13 protein-coding genes are annotated in these 19358 nt (G+C 66.3%); 10 read left to right on the forward strand and 3 right to left on the reverse strand.

Going from position 1 to position 19358, the window contains the following annotated elements; translation table 11 throughout:
- Window positions 1-26: 26 nt before the first annotated feature.
- Both A0U87_RS11355 and A0U87_RS11360 read left to right on the forward strand, forming a co-directional pair.
- Window positions 27-1112: an endonuclease/exonuclease/phosphatase family protein gene (locus A0U87_RS11355; RefSeq protein WP_048936841.1), complete on the forward strand. Its 1086-nt coding sequence runs from the start codon at window positions 27-29 to the stop codon at window positions 1110-1112.
- Window positions 1109-2278 (forward strand): TonB-dependent receptor, encoded by a 1170-nt coding sequence (locus A0U87_RS11360; protein ID WP_048936840.1) that lies wholly within the window; start codon window positions 1109-1111, stop codon window positions 2276-2278. The genes A0U87_RS11355 and A0U87_RS11360 overlap by 4 nt, the downstream gene beginning before the upstream one ends.
- A 23-nt stretch (window positions 2279-2301) precedes the next feature.
- Here A0U87_RS11360 and A0U87_RS11365 read toward each other — a convergent pair whose 3' ends face one another.
- Window positions 2302-4695, reverse strand: coding sequence for a membrane-bound PQQ-dependent dehydrogenase, glucose/quinate/shikimate family (locus A0U87_RS11365; protein ID WP_048936839.1), 2394 nt, complete (start codon window positions 4693-4695; stop codon window positions 2302-2304).
- 197 nt (window positions 4696-4892) lie between these two features.
- Between A0U87_RS11365 and A0U87_RS11370 the strand changes: the two genes are divergently transcribed.
- The 4 genes from A0U87_RS11370 to A0U87_RS11385 are packed head-to-tail and all read left to right on the forward strand — an operon-like array spanning window position 4893 to window position 9143.
- Window positions 4893-7016: a TonB-dependent siderophore receptor gene (locus A0U87_RS11370; RefSeq protein WP_048936838.1), complete on the forward strand. Its 2124-nt coding sequence runs from the start codon at window positions 4893-4895 to the stop codon at window positions 7014-7016.
- Window positions 7013-7321 (forward strand): hypothetical protein, encoded by a 309-nt coding sequence (locus tag A0U87_RS11375; RefSeq protein ID WP_004209102.1) that lies wholly within the window; start codon window positions 7013-7015, stop codon window positions 7319-7321. Before A0U87_RS11370 ends, A0U87_RS11375 begins: the two co-directional genes overlap by 4 nt.
- On the forward strand, window positions 7318-8832 hold the full coding sequence (locus A0U87_RS11380; protein ID WP_107917536.1) for a PepSY-associated TM helix domain-containing protein: 1515 nt from the start codon (window positions 7318-7320) through the stop codon (window positions 8830-8832). Before A0U87_RS11375 ends, A0U87_RS11380 begins: the two co-directional genes overlap by 4 nt.
- Window positions 8829-9143 (forward strand): DUF3325 family protein, encoded by a 315-nt coding sequence (locus A0U87_RS11385; protein WP_048939215.1) that lies wholly within the window; start codon window positions 8829-8831, stop codon window positions 9141-9143. Before A0U87_RS11380 ends, A0U87_RS11385 begins: the two co-directional genes overlap by 4 nt.
- Here the strand turns inward: A0U87_RS11385 and A0U87_RS11390 are convergent.
- Both A0U87_RS11390 and A0U87_RS11395 read right to left on the reverse strand, forming a co-directional pair.
- Window positions 9140-10510, reverse strand: a complete 1371-nt coding sequence (locus A0U87_RS11390) for a HAMP domain-containing sensor histidine kinase (protein WP_048939214.1) — start codon at window positions 10508-10510, stop codon at window positions 9140-9142. The genes A0U87_RS11385 and A0U87_RS11390 overlap by 4 nt on opposite strands.
- Complete coding sequence (locus A0U87_RS11395) at window positions 10507-11235, reverse strand: response regulator transcription factor (RefSeq protein ID WP_048939213.1); 729 nt, start codon at window positions 11233-11235, stop codon at window positions 10507-10509. The genes A0U87_RS11390 and A0U87_RS11395 overlap by 4 nt, the downstream gene beginning before the upstream one ends.
- Before the next feature lie 197 nt (window positions 11236-11432).
- Here A0U87_RS11395 and A0U87_RS11400 point away from each other — a divergent pair, with 197 nt between their 5' ends.
- From A0U87_RS11400 to A0U87_RS11415, 4 genes are all read left to right on the forward strand, one after another.
- A complete protein-coding gene (locus A0U87_RS11400) occupies window positions 11433-12566 on the forward strand; it encodes an efflux RND transporter periplasmic adaptor subunit (RefSeq protein WP_026109107.1) in 1134 nt (377 codons plus the stop codon).
- Window positions 12567-12576: 10 nt separating this feature from the next.
- A complete protein-coding gene (locus tag A0U87_RS11405; RefSeq protein WP_037521992.1) occupies window positions 12577-15738 on the forward strand; it encodes an efflux RND transporter permease subunit in 3162 nt (1053 codons plus the stop codon).
- Window positions 15735-17105, forward strand: coding sequence for an efflux transporter outer membrane subunit (locus A0U87_RS11410; RefSeq protein ID WP_048939212.1), 1371 nt, complete (start codon window positions 15735-15737; stop codon window positions 17103-17105). Before A0U87_RS11405 ends, A0U87_RS11410 begins: the two co-directional genes overlap by 4 nt.
- Window positions 17106-17407: 302 nt before the next feature.
- Entirely contained in the window at window positions 17408-19024 is a 1617-nt protein-coding gene (locus A0U87_RS11415) for an alpha-amylase family glycosyl hydrolase (protein ID WP_048939211.1), read from the forward strand.
- The last annotated feature ends 334 nt before the right edge of the window (window positions 19025-19358 follow it).

Raw genomic sequence — 19358 nt, forward strand, 5'->3', positions numbered from 1 at the left:
CTAGGGAGGAGGCAGGGGAATGAGGGATGGCGAAGCCTTTGCGTGCGATATTGGTCGCGAGCCTGGCGGTGTTGGCCGCCACGGGATCGCAGGGCGAAAGCCGGCGGAGCGATACTGCCGGGCTGGCGGCGACCGCGCCACAGCCGGATAGGCCGCTGTCGGTGATGACCTATAATGTGATGGGCCTGCCCTGGCCGATCGCCCTTGGCCGGGACGAAGCACTGGGCCGCATCGCCGATCGGCTGGCGGCGCTGCGCCGGGCCGGGCGCCAGCCGCATATCGTCCTGCTGCAGGAAGCCTTTTCGCCGCAGGTCGCGCAGTTGGCGCGCCGTGCGGGCTATGCCCATGTCGCGATCGGCCCGGACAGCGGGTTGCGTACGGCGATTGTGGCGGGACCGGATGACCGTGCCTATGTGCAGGCGGCGCGATGGGACCGGGGCGAGACAGCACCCAAGCAGTTGAACAGCGGTCTGCTGATCCTGTCCGATTATCCGATCGCCGGCATCGACCGCATGGCCTTTCCCGATTTCGCCTGTGCCGGCTTCGATTGCCTGGCGAACAAGGGCGTGCTGATCGCTCATCTGGCGGTGCCGGGCTTCGACCGGCCAGTCAGCATCGTTAACACCCATCTTAACGCGCGCAAGGCGGCAGGCGTGGCGATCGTCCGGTCGCAGCGGGCGTTTGATCGGCAGGCCGGGCTGCTGGCCGACTTCGTGCGCGCCCATGTTCCCGCCGGACAGCCGATGATCCTGGGCGGCGACCTCAATATCGGCGGCGATCGCAACCGCATCCATGCCTTCTTCACCCGCTGGGCGCGGGCGGGCATGAGCTTTGTCGCGGCGCATCTGGGCGGCGCACGTCGGGCTCTGGCGGACAGCCTGCCATCCGATGCCGGCACGCACTGGGATCTCGAACAGGCGAGCGCGCGCGGCAAGGATTGGCTGTTCGCGCGCGACGATCGTGGTCGGCCGATGCGGGCCATCCACGCGGCCGTGCCCTTTGGTACGGAGGTGGAGGGCGCGCCGCTGTCCGACCATTTCGGTTACATGATCGCCTATGAACCGGAACGTCGCGCCGGGGCCGCTGTCCAGTTGGCGCAGGTGGCGTCATGACGATGATCCGCTGGATGGTGGTGTCGCTGGCAGCCCTGGCGTTCGCGGTCCCGGCATCGGCGCAGACGATTACCCCCGACCATGGCGGCTTTGTGCTGAAACGGCCCTTGCGTTTTTCCCTGCTGCCCGCGCCCCAGGACGGTGCAGCGAAGCCGGCGCGCATCTATGCGGTCGAACTGGCGCCATCGCCGGCCGAGCCGGCGGCGATCAGCATCGCGGTCCAGCGCAAGCGCAACCGGATGGCGGCGCTGCCGGCTCGTCGGATCGGTACGGTACCCCTGCCTACCGACCTGTCTGGCGATGCCCAGCCGCGCAGCAGCCTGATGCTGGTCGACGCCCATGGCAGCCTGTCACTGGCGGACGGCTTGCAGGCCGAACTGGGCTGGCAGGGGGCCAAGCTCAACAATCGCGGGGCCAATGTGACGGCGCTCTATGGCAGCGACTCAATCAAGAGCCGCGACCTGTTCTTGCCGACGGGGCGGCTGGCCTATGACGCCGCGCCCGGCGTCACCCTGCGCGCGGACTATCGCGAAACGATAGAGGCCTATGCCGGGGTCGGCCTGTCGGGTGCGCTGGGGCTGACGCGCGAGGCGTTTCGCACATTGCAGGCCGGTTTGCGGCCGGAACGCGACAGCCGCATGCGGCTGGGCAGCGACTGGATGGTGGCGCCGGACCTGACATTGGCGGTCGATGCCTTTGACGGCGAGGTCGAGGACCGGCTGGCCTTCGTCGAGGACGGCTATCTGCCGGTCAATCGCGGGTCGGCGCATGTGCGGGGGCTGGCGATGCGGGCGGAGCATCGACTGACGCCCGCGCTCAGCCTGTTGGCGCGCTACCATATGGCGCAACTGCGCCAGGAGCGGGGCGGCCGCGTGCAGGAACAGCAACTGATTCTGGAAGGTCTGTGGGCGCAGGGCCCATGGCGCTGCCGGATCGCTGCCGCGCAGAGCAGCGCGCCGGCGCTGATGCAGGATGATGGTGGCCTGCGGCTGGAGGCCGGCATCGATTATGCGTTGACCGGGCGTCGACCGATGCGGGTTGGCCTGCACCTGACCGATCCCGACCAACTGGCGAGCAGCAGGCTGATGCGCGTTGATGCCTCCGGCGCGGCGCGGCCGGAGGATCAGGCGCAGGCGCTGATGCTGACCGCCGCCCTCGCCTGGTAAGGCAAGGGGCGGCAGGAAGCACCTCAGTTCAGGGCATAGGCAATCAGCTCGTCGCCCACTGGCGTCTGCATGAAATGATGACCGCCGGCCATGATGACCAGATATTGCTTGCCATTCTGGCTGTAGGTCATCGGCGTCGCCTGACCGCCGGCGGGCAGCACGTCCTGCCACAAAGTCTTGCCGGTCTTGAGGTCGATCGCGCGGATCAGATTGTCAGTCGCGGCGGCGACGAAGATCAGTCCGCCGGCTGTCACCACCGACCCGCCATTATTGGGCGTGCCGATCGTCAACGGCAGCATCGAGGGGATGCCGAACGGTCCGTTGGTCCGTGCCGTGCCGAAGGGACGATCCCAGATGGTCTTGCCGGTGGCGATGTCGATCGCGCGGATCCCGCCATAGGGGGGCTGCTTGCAGAGCAGGCCGGTGAAGGGCAGGCGCCAGCCGGCATTGACGTCGATCGCATAGGGGGTGTGCGCCTGCGGATCGCCCGCGCCTTCCGCCCCGCCAATCTCGCCGCGTGCCTGGTCGCGCGGCGCCCAGCCCTTCTTGTTGGCTTCCTTGCGGGGCACCAGCCGGACATAATTGGGCATGTCGTTATAATTGGCGACGATCACCCCGCGTGCCGGATCGACGGCGATGCCGCCCCAGTCGGTGCCGCCATTATAGCCGGGATATTCGATCGAGCGCTTGTCGGCTTCGGGCGGAGTGAAGAAGCCCTTGTAGCTCGCCCGGCGGAACTGGATGCGGCAGATCATTTGGTCGATCGGCGACATGCCCCACATGTCCTTTTCGGTGAGGTCGGGCTTGCGCAGCGTGTGGTAGAGCGAGATGCGCTGGGTGGCGGCGCGCTGCTCCGGCTCGACACCGATCTGCGGTGCCTTGATATCACCGATCGGGGTCAGCGGCCGGCCGGTGCGGCGGTCGAGCACATAGATGTCTCCCTGCTTGCTGGGCAGCAGCATCGCCGGCACCGGGCCGCGCGCGGTCGGGAAATCGATCAGGGTCGCCTGGGCGCCGAAATCATAGTCCCACACATCCTTGCGCACTGCCTGGAAATTCCAGCGCGGCTTGCCGGTCATCACGTCGATCGCGACCAGCGAGGTGGCGTAGCGATTTTCCTCCGGCCGGCGCAGGCTGCTGTAATAATCGGCGGCGCTGTTGCCCATCGGCAGATAGACGAGGCCAAGCTGCTCGTCGCCCGAGGCGATCGTCCACATGTTCGGGGTGCCGCGGGTATAGGTCTGGCCGGCCGGCGGCGGACCGCTGCGTTCCGGGTGCATCATGTCCCAGGCCCAGCGCATCTTGCCCGTGACCGCGTCATAGGCCTGGATCACGCCGGACGGCGCCCAGCGATCCTGCCCGTCCAGCACCTGATGGCCGGTGACGATGACGCCGCGCACGATGGTTGGCGGCGAGGTGATGGAGACATAGCCTGGAGGGACTTGGCCCATGCCGTCGGTGATGCGGACCTGGCCATTGCTGCCAAAGTCGCGGCACTGCTGGCCGGTGCGGGCGTCAAGCGCCATGATCCGTGCGTCGAGCGTGCCCAGGATGATGCGCTGGGCGCAGGGCGTGTCGGCCGCAGCGCCGGGCACGGCATAATAGCTGACCCCGCGACAGGCGGCGGTGTATGGAATGGCCTCATCCGAAACCTTGGGATCGAAGCGCCATTTCTGTTTGCCGGTGGCGGGATCGAGCGCGATCACCATGCTCTTGGGCGTGCAGACATAGAGGGTGTCGCCGATCTTGAGCGGCGTGTTTTCCGCGCCATAGGTGTTGCGGATCTGGGCCGAGGCCGGCAGGTCGCCGGTGTGGATCATCCAGGCGCGCTTGAGGTTACCCACATTGGCCGGGGTGATCTGGGCGAGCGGCGAGTAGCGCCGGGCGCTGTTGGTGCCGCCATAGGCCGGCCAGTCGGCGCCGGTGGTGCCGATCGAGGGATCGGCCATGGCATAGCGGGCGTCGGGCAGGCCCTGCAGCACCGGCGGGATGAAGTTGCTGGCGATGCTCCAGAAAAAGCCGATCGCGACAGCGAAAGTGACAGCCACCCCGACCCATGCACGGCGCCAGCGACCAGCGCTGCGGTCGAGCGTCGGCCACACCAGTTGCAGCGTGATCAGGAGGACCAGCGGGGCGACGACGCGCGGCACCAGCGCCCAGGGATCAAGGCCCACTTCCCAATAGGCCCAGAGCAAAGTGACAGCGAAGATGACAATGTTGAGCCAGCCGCCAGCCTTGCGCCCGCGTGCCAGCAGCACGCCCGCGACGATCAGGGCGATGCCCGTGACCAGATAATAAGGCGAGCCGCCCGAGATCAGCAGCCAGGCGCCCCCGCCGGTCAGCACCAGCCCGATGAGGCCGAAGACGATGCCCAATATCAGGGCGGCGATCGATCGGCGGGGCGGTGCGTTTGTCATGGTCGGATACTCCCTGGGCAGGAGGCACGGGCAGGTGCCGGTTTACAAAGGAGAAACCGACCAGCTTCGTTCCAGACATGAACAAAATTTCATCTTCGTGGCGCGATTGTAGCGCGCATGCAATGCTAATGCGTTTGACTCGCATTCTGGACATGCCTAACGCGCGGCGCAGATAGAGAGCCATCGGGGAAATCATAATGCGTCTGTCCTTGCGCCACCTCCTGTTGAGCAGCAGCTTTGCCCTTGTCGTGATGCCGACCGCTGCGCGCGCAGCAGAAGCAGACAATGCCGCAGAGGACGCGTCGCGGATCGTCGTGACCGCTGCCAACCAGCCGTCCAGTTCCGCCACCGCCCTGTCGCTGTCGGTGCGCGAGACGCCGCAGTCGGTGACGATCATCAATCGCGAACGGATCGAGGATTTCGCGATCACCAATGTCAATGACCTGCTCGACCAGACGATCGGCATCAATGTCGAGCGCGTCGAGACGGACCGTACCTATTTCAACTCGCGCGGCTTCGACGTGTCCAACTTCCAGGTCGATGGTGTCGGCCTGCCGCTCGCCTGGGGTATCCAGTTCGGCGACCTCGACACTGCCCTGTTCGAGAATGTCGAGGCGGTGCGCGGCGCCAATGCGATCATGACCGGCATCGGCAACCCGTCGGCGACGATCAACTATGTCCGCAAGCGGCCGCTCGACGAGTTCCAGGCCAAGGGCACGGCCCAGCTCGGTTCGCGCGACCTGTGGCGGGTCGAGGGCGACGTCAATGTCCCGGTGACCGATACGGTGTCGGCGCGCTTCATCTATGCGCATGAGGATCGCGACACGCATCTGGACTATAACCATATCAATCGCGACGTTTTTGGCGCGATCGTCGCCTGGCAGGTGACGCCCGATCTCAAGGCGACGGTCGGTTACACGCGCCAGGAAAATGACGCCGACGGCGTGCTGTGGGGGGCGATGCCGCTGGTGTTCACCGACGGCACCCGGATCGACTATGCGCGCTCGGCAACCACCTCGGCCGACTGGACCTATTGGAACACGAAGGACCAGAATAGCTTTGGCGAACTGGTCTATACCATGGGCCAATGGACGCTGAGCGGCATGTTCACCTACAAGCGCTTCCAGGAGAATGCGAAGCTGCTCTATGCCTATGGCTATCCCGACAAGGAGACCGGCGAGGGCGTCTATGGCATGGCGGGCATCTACCCGTCCGACTATAAGCAATATCTGGGCGATTTCAGCGCCACCGGCCCGTTCAGCCTATTCGGCCGCGAGCACAAGCTGGTGCTGGGCCTGTCCTATGCCAAGTCGAACGCCAAGGAGTGGGAGAATTTCGCCGAGGACAGCGCGCTGGTCTATCCGTCGGTCTATGACTGGGGCAGCGCGCAGGTGACCGAGCCGGACTATCCGGGCGAATATCTGGCCGCCAAATATAGCGACGAACTGACCCGCCTCTATGGCGCGGCGCATCTCAACTTCACCGACCAGTTGAAGGGCGTGATCGGCGCCAGCGCGATGTGGATCAAGTCGTCCGGCACTTCCTATGGCACCGATCAGGCGCGCGACGACCACAAGATCAGCCCCTATCTCGGCCTGCTCTATGACGTGACGCCCAACGTCACCCTCTATGCCAGCTATACCGACATCTATAACCCGCAAGCGGAGGTCGACGCCAATAATCGCAAGCTGGACCCGGCCAAGGGCACCAGCATCGAGGGCGGCATCAAGAGCAGCTGGTTCGGCGATCGCCTCTATGCCACCGCCACCGTGTTCCGCGCCAAGCAGAAGGGACTGGCCGATTATGCCGGTACCTTTGGCGAGGATGGACCGGGCAAGGCCGGCGGCAGCTATTATGCCGGCGTCGATACCACCTCGACCGGTTTCGAGCTGGAAGTGGCGGGCAAGATCACCGACCAGTGGACGCTGAGCGGCGGCTATACCCAATATGATATCGAGGATGACGAGGGCAACGACACCCGCACCTGGTTGCCGACCAAGTCGCTGAAGCTGGCCACCACCTATCAGGTGCCGCAGCTCAACGACCTGAAGCTGGGCGCGCAGATGCGCTGGCAGAACGCGATCAAGACGACGCTGACCGATGTCTATGACGGCGATGTTTACATGGGCGATGTGGTCGTTAAGCAGAAGAGCTATGCCGTGCTCGACCTGATGGCGGGTATCCGGGTGGTCGATCATCTGCGGGCGAGCGTGAACGTGAAGAATGTCACCAACACCAAATATCTGGGCAGCCTGATGTGGGGCCAGGCCTTCTATGCCGCGCCGCGCACGGCGGTGTTCACGCTGAGCGTCGACTATTGACGAAGGCGGCCGCTCTGCGTGCCCGTAGCGGCTGGCGTTATCGCGGCAATGTCGCGCTGCGCACGCTTGCGGGCACGGTGGGCGCCTATGCGGTTGCGGCGCTGGCGGCGATGCTGCTGGCCCGCACCCTGCCGATGGGCCGGCTGGAGGCGGTCACGGTGGCGACCATGTTCTCCTATTTGTTTGCGCCAGCAGTAACCGTGTGGGCCTTCCTCGCACGCGGACCCTGGGTCGCTCTGGGCGGCGTTGTGTTGCTGTCCGCCGGGCTGGCGGGACTGGTCTGGACCAGCGGAGGCTTTGCATGAGCGGGGCATCGGCGATGGTGCGGGATGGCGTGCGGCAGGCGATGGCCTGGCTGCACGGCTGGACCGGGCTGCTGCTGGGCTATGTGCTGTTCGTCATGTGCCTGGCCGGGACGCTCAGCGTCTTCAAGCCGGAGATCGGCCGCTGGATGCGGCCCGAGGTGACGGCGCAGGCGGATGGCAAGAGCGCGATCGTCGCGGCGACCGGCTGGCTGTCGAAACATGCGCCCGGTTCCACCGGCTGGTATCTGACCGCGCCTGACGGCCGGGCCAATACGGTCGAGGCATCCTATGACCAGGGCAGCGATTATCTGTATCGCGCGCTCGATCCGGTGAGCGGCGCGCCGGTCGCGCGCGAGACGCTGGGCGGCGAATTTTTCTATCGCCTCCATTTCGAGCTGGAAATTCCCTATCCTTGGGGCCGGCTGCTCGCCTCGCTGGCGGCGATGGTGATGCTGGTCGCGCTGGTCACCGGGATCATCGCGCACAAGCGCATCTTCAAGGACTTCTTCACCTTCCGCCCGGCCAAGGGCCAGCGGTCCTGGCTTGACGGGCATAATGCGACTGGCGTGCTGGCCATGCCCTTCCACCTGATGATCACCTTCACCGGGCTGCTGACGCTGGCGTCGCTCAACATGCCCTGGCCGATCAGTGCCGGCTATGGTGACAAGGTGATGGAGATGTACGAGGCGCTGGCGCCGGGTTCGGTGACCCGTCCGGCGGCCGGAAAGCCCGCGTCGCTGGCGCCGATCGCACCGATGCTGACAGCGGCCGAGCGCGCATTTGGCGGCGGCCATGTCGGCCGCGTCTATGTGTTCAATCCCGGCGACGCGGCATCGGTCGTCACCGTCTACCAGTCCGATGCCGACTCGATCGGCTATATGCGGGGGCAGGCGAGCTTCGACGGCGCGACCGGCCGGCTGCTCAAGAGCTGGGTCGAACGGCGGCCGGCGATGCGCACCTATCAGGTCATCTATGGCCTGCACATGGCCCGCTTCGCGCCGATGGCGACGCGCTGGCTCTATGTGCTGGGCGGGGCGATGCTGACGCTGGCGATCTCGACCGGCATGGTGCTGTGGATCGCCAAGCGGCGCGAGCGCCAGCCGCTCTCGATCGGCAATCGCATCCTCGAACGGCTGAACGTCGGCGTAATCACCGGCGTGCCGTTGGGTGCGGTGGCCTATTTCATCGCCAATCGCCTGTTGCCGATCGGCATGGCGGGGCGCCCCGAAGCGGAAGTGTCCGTGGCCTTGTGGACCGCGGCCGCGGCCGTGCTGGCCGGGTTGGCGCTGCGTCCGGTCATCGGCTGGCCACTGATGATGGGGCTGCTCGCCTTTGCCTGCGCGTTGGCGGCGGTCCTCGGGCCAGTCTGGTCGACCGAGCCGATCCTGCTGGCCGGCAATCTCCTGTTCCTGGCCATGGCCGGCGCGCTGGCGCTGATCGTGCGTCGGCAGATGCGGCGGCGCAATGTCCCAACGCCAGCGCGACGACGGATGCGGGAGCAGCCGGCATGATCGTCGCGGGACTGCTCTATATCGGCTTCTTCGCATTGGCGGCGGCGATGGCGCGGCATGGACCGGCGCTGCTCGGCCCCTGGCAGCGCCATGGGCTGGCCCGGCATCTGCCGCTGCTCGGCTGGAGCGCGATTGCCCTGTCGCTGCTCGGTGCGATCCTGTCCGGCACCGACGGGATCGGCATCGTCACCTGGTGCGGGCTGCTGCCGCTGATGGCGGGGGCGGTGCTGCTGGCGCTGACCTATGGCCCCCGGCTGGCGCGTGGCGGGCTGCTGCTGGCATTGGCGCTGATGGTCGTCGGCGCGGTTTAGGCCGCCTTCATCTCGATACTGGCGATCAGGCCGCCATCGGGCGCATTGCGCAGCGCGACGATCGCGCCGAAACTGAGGCCCAGCGACCGCGCGATGGTGAGGCCGATGCCGGTGCCGTGGCGGCCGCCCGGCTGGCTGCTGGCGCCGCGGGTGAAGGGCTCGAACATCTGGTCCAGATCCTGCGGCGGGATGCCGGGGCCATGGTCGCGTATCTCGATCGTGACATGGCCGGGCGTGCGCAGGCAGCTGATCTCCGCGCATCCGCCATATTTGACGGCATTGTCGACCAGATTGCTCATGCAGCGGGTCAGCGCATTGGGCTTGACCCGGACCGACGCGCCGCAACCGGCGGCGAACTGAACCGGAGCGCCCAGTTCCTGCGCATCCTCGGCCATGCTGGCGAGCAGGGAATCAAGGTCGATCACCGACCATTCCTCATGCGTCTCGGTGCTGGCGGCAAGGTCCAGCCCTTCACGCACCAGCCGCTGCATCGCCTCATGATCCTGCAGCAGGCGGGCGCGCAGTTCCTCATTCTCGACCAGTTCCAGCCGCAGCCGCAGCCGGGTGAGCGGGGTCTGGAGATCATGGCTGATCGCCGCCAGCAACTGGGTCCGTTCGGTAAAGCCAGCACGGACGCGGCGCTGCATCAGGTTGAAGGTGGAGAGGGCGGCGCGCACCTCCTCGGGACCGCGCTCGGGAATTTCCTCCGGATCGCGCGACACGGAAAAGGCTTCGGCGGCCTGGGACAGGCGGCGCAGCGGCTTGGCGGCGATCCGGCCGATCAGGATCGAGAGGCCGGCGGCCGAGAGCAGGATGACGACCAGATAGGCCGGGCTGAACAGCGAACTGGGCGGTCGGGCGAGGCGCGGGAAGGTGAGCGCCATGCTGCGGCGCTGGCCGGTCGCGTCGGTCATGCGCACGATCCAGCAATCGGGCCGGGGCGCATCGATCAGGCCGGCAGCCCGGCTGCGCCCGGCATCCTTGTCGGGGAAACAGAGGCCGAAGGGCACCTGTCCCGCCTCCGGCTGGGCGCGGGGGCCGAAACGCCGGGCGAGCGCGGCTTCGAGATCGGGATCGGGCTCGTTGATGGAGATGCCGTCAGGGGCGATGGATGCGCCGACAATGCCGTGATTTTCCAGCATCTGCTGGACGCGCACCGGATCGCGGCGCAGCCGGTCGGCGACGTCGAAGGCACTGGCCAGCACGCGCTGGCGGCGGACGCGCTCGAAATCATGGCGGCGGCCCTGTTCCGACACGGCGAGCGCGAGGATGGCCGAGAGCGAGATGCCGACGGTCAGCAGCACGAAGATATGCCCCGCCATCGAGCGGAAGAAATCCCGCACGCGCTGCACCGGCTGGCCGATCATTCGTAGCGCACCGGGCTGGCGAGGACATAGCCTTCGCCCCGAACGGTCAGGATCAGGTCGGCGCCGCCGGTGGCGCCGGCCAGCTTCTGTCGCAGGCGGCTGACCTGCAGGTCGATGGTGCGGTCGAAGGCGGCGGTGGCGCGCCGTTCGGGCAGCAAAGTCTCACGCGCCAGCACGACATTGGGCTCCTCTATGAAGCGGGAGAGCAGGCGGAATTCGGCGGAGGACAGCATTACCAGCCGGTCGTCCGGGGCGATCAGCCGGCGTTGCAGCAGATCGAGCCGCCAGGGACCGAAGACGGCATAGCGGGACTGGTCGGCGGGTGCCGCGGCCTCCACGCGGGGGCGGCGCAGCAAGTTTCGGATGCGCACCAGCAGCTCGCGCGGCTCGAACGGCTTGGTCAGATAATCGTCGGCGCCCAGTTCCAGCCCCAGCACCCGGTCGATCGCGCTGCCGCGCGCCGTCACCATGATGATCTGGATGCCCGACCCTTCGGCGCGCAGCTCGCGGCACAGCGACAGGCCGTCGCCATCGGGCAGGTTGAGATCGAGGACGATCAGGTCGACCGGCTGGTCGCGCAGGGCCTGGCGCAGTTCGGCCAGGTTCGATGCAGAAAGCAGGTCGTAATTTTCCTGCCGCAACTGATCGACGATCAGACCGCGAATATCGGCATCATCGTCGACGACGATGACGCTGTTGCGGCGGGGATCGGACAGGTCAGCCATGTTGCGCTTCTAGCGGCGGATATTGCAAAAGTCTGTGCCTCTACCGGGGATGATACAGGGCGATACAAAGCGATACGCGTTCGGATGTCACGCGACATGATGATGCGTCAGGATATCAACTTGGTCTAGCAGGATACGCCTCAAATCGCGATCAGGCGATCGTCGGCGCTGCCTGCCGGCGGTAACGATGTGAAGCCATGCCCATTTTCACAGAGCTCCGGAGCCTCCGGGTCGCACCGATCGCATTATGCATCCTGATCACCGCTTGCGGACAGGAAAAGGCGCCAAAGAAAGGGCCTGTGGAAGTGGGCGTGGTGACGCTGGCGGCACAGAATGTGACCGTCTCGTCCGAATTGCCGGCGCGCACCGTGTCGACCATGCAGTCGGAAGTCCGGCCGCAGATCACCGGCGTGATCCAGAAAAGGCTGTTCACCGAAGGATCGATGGTGACGGCCGGCCAGCCGCTCTACCAGATTGACGAACGGCTCTATCGTGCGTCGCGCGACGAGGCGCAGGCGGCGCTGGTGAGCGCGCAGGCGACGGCGGTAGCGGCACAGGCCAAGGCGCAGCGCTATCGCGGCCTGGGCGATACCGAGGCGGTGAGCGCGCAGGACCGCGACGATGTGATCGCGACGGCGCGCCAGGCAGCGGCCGCCGTGGGCCAGGCGCGCGCCTCGCTCGACACCGCCAATGTCAACCTGACCTTCACCCAGGTGCGCGCCCCGATCAGCGGCCGGATCGGCCGCACCCTCTTCACCCCCGGCGCGCTGGTGACCGCCAGCCAGACCGATCCGCTGACGACGATCCAGCAGCTTGACCCCATCTATGTCGACGTCACCCAGTCGAGCAGCCAGTTGCTGCAGCTGCGGCGATCGCTGGCGGCGGGCAAGACGCTGCCGGCCAGCGCGACGATCCGGCTGAAGCTGGACGATGGCAGCGAATATCCGCTGGAAGGGCGGATCGAATTTGCCGAGCCGATCGTCGATGTCGACAGCGGCACGGTGACGCTGCGCGCGCGCTTCCCCAATCCCGACGGCATGCTGCTGCCCGGCATGTTCGTGCGCGTCGTGGCGCCGCAGTCGGTCGTGCCCGGCGCGATCCTGGCGCCGCAGCAGGGCATCGCCCGCGACGCCAAGGGCAATGCGACCGCGCTGGTCGTGACCAAGGACAACAAGGTGGAGCGCCGCACCGTCACCGCCGCGCAGGCGATCGGCGACAAATGGCTGATCACCGCAGGCCTGAAGGCCGGCGACCGGCTGATCGTCGAAGGCACCGACAAGGTCCAGCCCGACGACAAGGTAAAGCCCGTCGCCGTCGCGGCGAAGAAGTAGGAGAGGCCCGGTGCTGAGCCGCTTTTTCATCGACCGGCCGATCTTTGCCTGGGTCATCGCCATCGGCATCATGCTGGCGGGCCTGGGTGGCATGCTGTCGCTGCCGGTCGCCCAATATCCCGACATCGCGCCGCCGGGCGTCGGCATCAGCGCCACCTATCCGGGCGCGTCGGCCGAAACGGTCGAGACCAGCGTCACCCAGGTCATCGAACAGCAGCTGACCGGCATCGACGGCCTCATGTATTTCTCCTCCTCGTCGACATCGACGGGGCAGTCGCGCATCACCGTCACCTTCCAGAAGGGCACCGATCCCGACACCGCGCAGGTGCAGGTGCAGAACCGGGTGCAGCAGGCGCTGAGCCGCCTGCCCAGCGCCGTGCAGCAGCAGGGCCTGTCGGTCACCAAGCAGCAGACCGACTTCCTGATGCTGGTGGGTCTCTATGACGAGACCGACAATGCCACCCAGGCGGACATTGCCGACTATCTGGTCAATAATTTCCAGGATTCGATCGCCCGGATCGACGGCATCGGCGCGACCCAGATCTTCGGGTCGCAATATGCGATGCGCATCTGGCTGGACCCCTATAAGCTGGCCGCGGTCAAGCTGATGCCGTCGGACGTCGAAACCGCGATCAAGGCGCAGAATATCGAAGTGTCGGCCGGCCAGATCGGCGCCGATCCGGCACCGGCCAACCAGCAGATCAACGCCACCGTTACGGCGCGTGCGCGCCTGGAAACGCCGGACCAGTTCCGCAACATCGTGGTGAAGACGCAGAGCGACGGGTCGGTCGTCCACCTGTCCGACGTGGCCCGCGTCGAGCTGGGCAATGAAAGCTATACCACCAGCGCGCGCCTCAACGGCCATCCGGCATCGGGCATGGCGTTGCAGCTGGCGCCGGGCGCCGACGCGCTCAAGACCGCCGAGCTGGTGAAGGCGCGCGTCGCCGAACTGGGTGGCAACCTGCCGCACGGCTACAAGATCGTCTATCCGCGCGACACCACGCCCTTCATCAAGCTGTCGGTCGAGGAAGTCGTGCAGACGCTGATCGAGGCGGTCGTGCTGGTCGTCATCGTGATGTTCGTCTTCCTGCAGAGCTGGCGCGCGACGCTGGTGCCCGCGATCGCGGTGCCGGTCGTGCTGCTCGGCACGTTCGGCATCCTTGCCCTGTTCGGCTATTCGATCAACACGCTGACCCTGTTCGGCATGGTGCTGTCGATCGGCCTGCTGGTCGACGACGCGATCGTCGTGGTGGAGAATGTCGAGCGCATCATGGAGGAAGAGGGGCTGTCGCCCCGCGACGCCACGATCAAGTCGATGATGGAGATTGGCAGTGCGCTGGTCGGCATCGCGCTGGTGCTGTCGGCGGTGCTGCTGCCCATGGCCTTCTTCGGCGGATCGACCGGCGTCATCTATCGCCAATTCTCGATCACGATCGTGTCGTCGATGCTGTTGTCGGTCGTGGTCGCATTGATCCTGTCGCCGGCCCTGTGCGCCACCATGCTGAAGCCGATCGACAAGGCGCATCGCGAGAAGGGCTGGTTCGGCAAGTTCAACCGCTGGTTCGAGCGGCTGACCAATGGCTATGTCCGCCGCACCCAGGGCGTGATCGGCAAGCGGGGCATCTTCTGGGGCCTCTATGTGGTGGTGCTGGGTATATTGGTCTTGCTGTTCATGCGTCTGCCCACCAGCTTCCTGCCGGTCGAGGATCAGGGCCAGGTGATGGTGCAGGTCACGCTGCCGTCCGGTGCCAAGTCGAGCCGCACCAACGCGGCGATCGACCAGGTGCAGAGCTATTTCCTGAATGACGAGAAGGACAATGTCGCCTTCGCCTTCATCATGACCGGCTTCAGTTTCCAGGGGCAGGGCGAGAATGTCGGCCAGGGCTTCATCAACCTGGCGCCATGGGACGATCGCAAGGGCAAGACGAACGAGGCCGGCACGATCGCCAACCGGGCGACCAAGCAGCTGGGCGCGATCCGCGATGCCAAGGTGCTGGCGATGACGCCGCCGGCAATCCGCGGCCTGGGCCAGTCCAACGGCTTCACCTTCGAACTGCTGAACAGCGGCGGCCTCAGCCGTGAGCGCTTCCTGGAGCTGCGCAACCAGCTGATCGCGTCCGCGCAGCAGGATCCGGTGCTGGCCGGCGTGCGTGCGGCCTCGCTGGAGGATACGCCGCAGCTCAAGATCGACATCGATACCGAGAAGCTGACCGTGCTGGGCCTGACCCAGGCCAATGTCGACGATGTGCTCAGCTCCGCCTGGGGCAGCACCTATGTCAACGACTTCGTCGATCGCGGCCGGGTGAAGCGCGTCTATATGCAGGCCGACGCTCCCTATCGCGCCTTGCCGAGCGATCTCGACAACTGGATGGTGCGGTCGAGCACGACCGGCGAGATGGTGCCCTTCTCCGCCTTTGCCACCAGCCATTGGGTGATGGGGCCGAGCAGCGTGCAGCGCTTCAACGGCCTGTCCTCCTTCGAGATCCAGGGCCAGTCGGCGCCGGGTGCCAGCTCGGGCGATGCGATGGACCGGATGGTGGCACTGCAGAAGCAGCTGCCGGCCGGCACCAGCTATGCCTGGAGCGGCCTTAGCTATCAGGAGCAACTGTCCGGCGGACAAGCGCCCCTGCTCTATGGCCTGTCGGTGCTGGTGGTCTTCCTCTGCCTCGCCGCACTCTATGAAAGCTGGTCGATCCCGCTGTCGGTGCTGCTGGTCATTCCGCTTGGCCTGATCGGTGCGGTGCTGGCGGTGACGCTGCGCGGGCTGGAGAATAATATCTTCTTCCAGGTCGGCCTGCTGACCACCATGGGTCTGGCGGCGAAGAATGCGATCCTGATCGTCGAGTTTGCCGAACTGGCGCATCGCAATGGTCGCAATGCGCTGGAAGCGGCGCTGGAGGCGGCGCGGCTGCGCTTCCGTCCGATCCTGATGACCAGCCTGGCCTTCATCGCGGGCGTCATTCCGCTCGCCATCGCCACTGGGGCTGGCGCGCAGAGCCGCGTCGCGATCGGCACGGCGGTGGTCGGCGGCATGGTGACGGCGACGGTGCTGGCGATCTTCTATGTGCCGCTCTTCTTCGTCTCGATCGCCCGCCTGTTCGGCATGGACAAGAAGAAGCCGGGTGGCGAGCCGCCGGCCCAGGAACCGCCCGTGGACGGAGTGCCCGCATGACCCGCGCTGCATGGATGATGATGCCGCTGTCGGCGCTGGTGCTGGCCGGGTGCGACATGGCGCCCAAATATGTCCGGCCGCAAACGCCGGTGGCGCCGGCCTTCCCGACGGGTGAGGCCTATGCCCCGGCCAGCGCCGAACCTGCGGGCCTGCCCTGGACCGCGCTGATCGGCGACGCGCGGCTCAAGACCGTGATCGAGCGGGCGCTGGCCAATAATCGCGACCTGCGGGTGGCGCTGGCCAATGTCCAGTCGGCGCGGGCGCAATATAAGGTCGAGCGGGCGGCGCAGCTGCCGACGATCACTGGCGATGCGGCGGCAAGCTTCAGTCGCCAGAATGACAATCGGCAGAACAGCTATAGCGCCGATGTCGGCTTCAGCGCGTTCGAGATCGACCTGTTCGGCCGGGTCAAGAATCTGACCCGATCGGCGCTCGAATCCTATCTGGCGACGCAGGAAGGCATGCGGTCGACCCGCATCACCCTGATTGCCGAGACGGCGAACGCCTATGCGACGATGGCGGCGGACCAGGAATTGCTGGCCCTGTCGCGCCAGACGCTGGCGAGCGCGGAGCGCAGCCTGAAACTGACGCAGACGCTCAACACATCGGGCCTCGCCGGCAAGCTGGACGTGCATCAGGCCGAAACCACGGTGGAGCAGGCGCGCTCCGACATCGAGGCGAATGTCACCCAGGTCGCGCAGGACCGCAACGCGCTGGAACTGCTGGTCGGCGCGCCGGTCGAGGATGCGTTGCTGCCGCAATCGCTCGACAGCCTGTTGCAGTCGACCGCGAAGGTGCCTGCCGGCCTCTCCTCCGACGTGCTGTTGCAGCGACCCGATGTGTTGCAGGCGGAGCATCAGCTCAAAGCCGCCAATGCCGATATCGGCGCGGCGCGGGCGGCGATGTTCCCCAAGATCAGCCTGACCACGGCGATCGGCGTGGCCAGCTCGGCCCTGTCCTCGCTGTTCAGCGATGGCGGCTTTGCCTGGTCGGCGGCACCATCGGCCAGCATGCCGATCTTTGGCGGGGCGGCGCGCGGCAATCTGGACTATAGCAAGGCGCAGCGCGACCTTTACGTCGCGCAATATGAGAAGGCGATCCAGACCGCCTTCCAGGAAGTGTCGGACGGGCTGGCGCGGGCCGGCACGATCGACCGGCAGCAGGCGGCGCAGCAGGCGCTGGTGACGGCGAACCAGCGCTATTATGCGCTGGCGGACCAGCGCTATCGCGCGGGCATCGACACCTTCCTCAATTCGCTGACCAGCCAGCGTTCGCTCTACAGCGCCCAGCAGTCGGCGATCGCAACTGAGCTGGCGGCGGTGCAGAATCGCATCCTGCTCTACCGGGTGATCGGCGCCGACCAATAGGCGCCGATCCGCCCTCTTCTCCCGCTTTTCCATGCCCGCGAATCCTGTTATTCTGCGCGCATAAAGAAGAAGGAGAGGGCCATGGCATTGCTGGCTCGTTGTCTGGACTGGCTGTGCGGCATCTGTGCATCCGCCGCGCAGGATGAGTGCGTCATCAACCAGCTGATTTCCAGCGTGACGCGATCCCGACATACGCCCTGATCTCTTCGCAGCCGCAACATAGTTCTTCACCTGCGCGCGGCGCCGTGTAGACTGGCGCTGCGGCATGATGCGCCGCAGGCTTGGGACATGGGGTGGCGCAAATGGCTCCCGACAGTCGTGATGCAGGCGATCGGCCCTGGTGGAAGGGCGCGGTCCTCTATCAAATCTATCCCCGCAGTTTTCAGGATTCGAACGGCGATGGCATTGGCGACCTGCCGGGCATCACCGCGCGGCTGGAGCATGTCGCCCGGCTGGGCGTGGACGCGATCTGGATTTCGCCGTTCTTCCCCTCGCCGATGCGCGATTTCGGCTATGATATCGCCGATTATTGCGGGGTGGACCCGATCTTCGGCACGCTCGCCGATTTCGATGCGCTGGTGGCGCGCGCGCATGAACTGGGGATCAAGGTCACGATCGACCAGGTCTATGCCCATAGTTCCGACCTCCATCCCTGGTTCGCGCAGAGCCGGCAGGACCGGGACAATGACAAGGCGGACTGGTTCGTCTGGGCCGACCCCAGGGCGGATGGCACCCCGCCCAACAACTGGCAGTCGGTGTTCGGCGGCCCGGCCTGGACCTGGGACGCGCGGCGGCGGCAATATTATATGCACCAGTTCCTGACCAGCCAGCCGCAGCTCAACGTCCATAATGTCGCGGTGCAGGATGCACTGCTGGCGGCGATGCAATTCTGGCTGGACCGGGGCGTCGACGGCTTTCGCCTCGATGCGCTCAACCATGCGATGCACGACCCGGAATTGCGCGACAATCCACCCGCGCCCGAGGGGGAAGGGCCGCGCACCCGGCCGTTCGACTATCAGATTCGCCGCTACAGCCAGTCGCATCCCGGCGTGGTCGATTTCGTCGCGCGCATCCGGGCACTGACCGATCGCTATGGCGCGATCTTCACCGTGGCGGAGGTGGGCGGCGACCTCGCCGAGCAGGAGATGAAGGCCTATACGGCGGGCGAGGATCACCTCAACAGCGCCTATGGCTTCAACTTCCTCTATGCCCCGGCGCTGACGCCGGGCCTGATCGCGGACACGCTGGCGCGCTGGCCGGACGAACCGGGCATGGGCTGGCCCAGTTGGGCGTTCGAGAATCATGATGCGCCGCGCGCCTTGTCGCGCTGGTGTACGCCGGAGGATCAGCCCGCCTTCGCCCGGCTCAAGATGCTGCTGCTGATGGCGCTGCGCGGCAATGTCATCCTCTATCAGGGCGAGGAACTGGGCATCACCCAGGTCGATATCCCGTTCGAGAAGTTGCAGGATCCCGAGGCGATCGCCAACTGGCCGCTGACCCTGTCGCGCGACGGTGCGCGGACGCCGCTGCCCTGGTCGGTCGATGCCGCGGAGGCGGGCTTTACCGATGGCGAGCCCTGGCTGCCATTGGGCGCGGAGAATGTCGCGCGGGCGGTGGCAGCGCAGGAGGGCGACCCCGCGTCGCTGCTCCACTTCACCCGCGCGATGATCGCGCTGCGCAAGGCGAACCCGGCGTTGCGCCATGGGCGCCTGGATATCATGCGTGCCGACGACCAGTGCCTGGCCTTCCGCCGGGTGGCAGAGGATCAGGCGCTGACCTGCATCTTCAACCTGTCGCCGACGCCCGCGCCTTGGCCGGACGAAGTGGAAGGGCGTGGCGCGATCATCGCGGCGATCGGCGATGCGGCGCCGGGGATGGCATTGCCGCCCTATGCCGCGCTGCTGCTGGCACAGGATTAGGTCACACCCGCGTTCCACCGGGCAAAGTATATAGTGTCGTGCGGCAAAAAGGGCGGAATGCGCCCCACATGCCCCGGCAACGCCCCACCGACGCGACGCTTGGGTCACATCCGGGTCAGAGTGACGCGCCATTCGGGTCATGATGACGCGCCGGCTAAGCGACAGCCACGCACCGCCCGCGCTTCGGTTGGGGCACGAATGCTCAGTTGGAATCAAGGGGGTCGTGGTGCGATCCATCGTCGAGGATAGATCAGAGAAGCGGCGAATAGGACAGGGCTATTGGAGATGCGCCGATGGCGACATGCATCTCCAATACCTCCCCGAATCAGGTTCG

Origin of the sequence: Sphingobium sp. MP9-4 (genome assembly GCF_005281675.1) — a bacterium.
GTDB classification, from domain to species: Bacteria; Pseudomonadota; Alphaproteobacteria; order Sphingomonadales; family Sphingomonadaceae; genus Sphingobium; species Sphingobium yanoikuyae.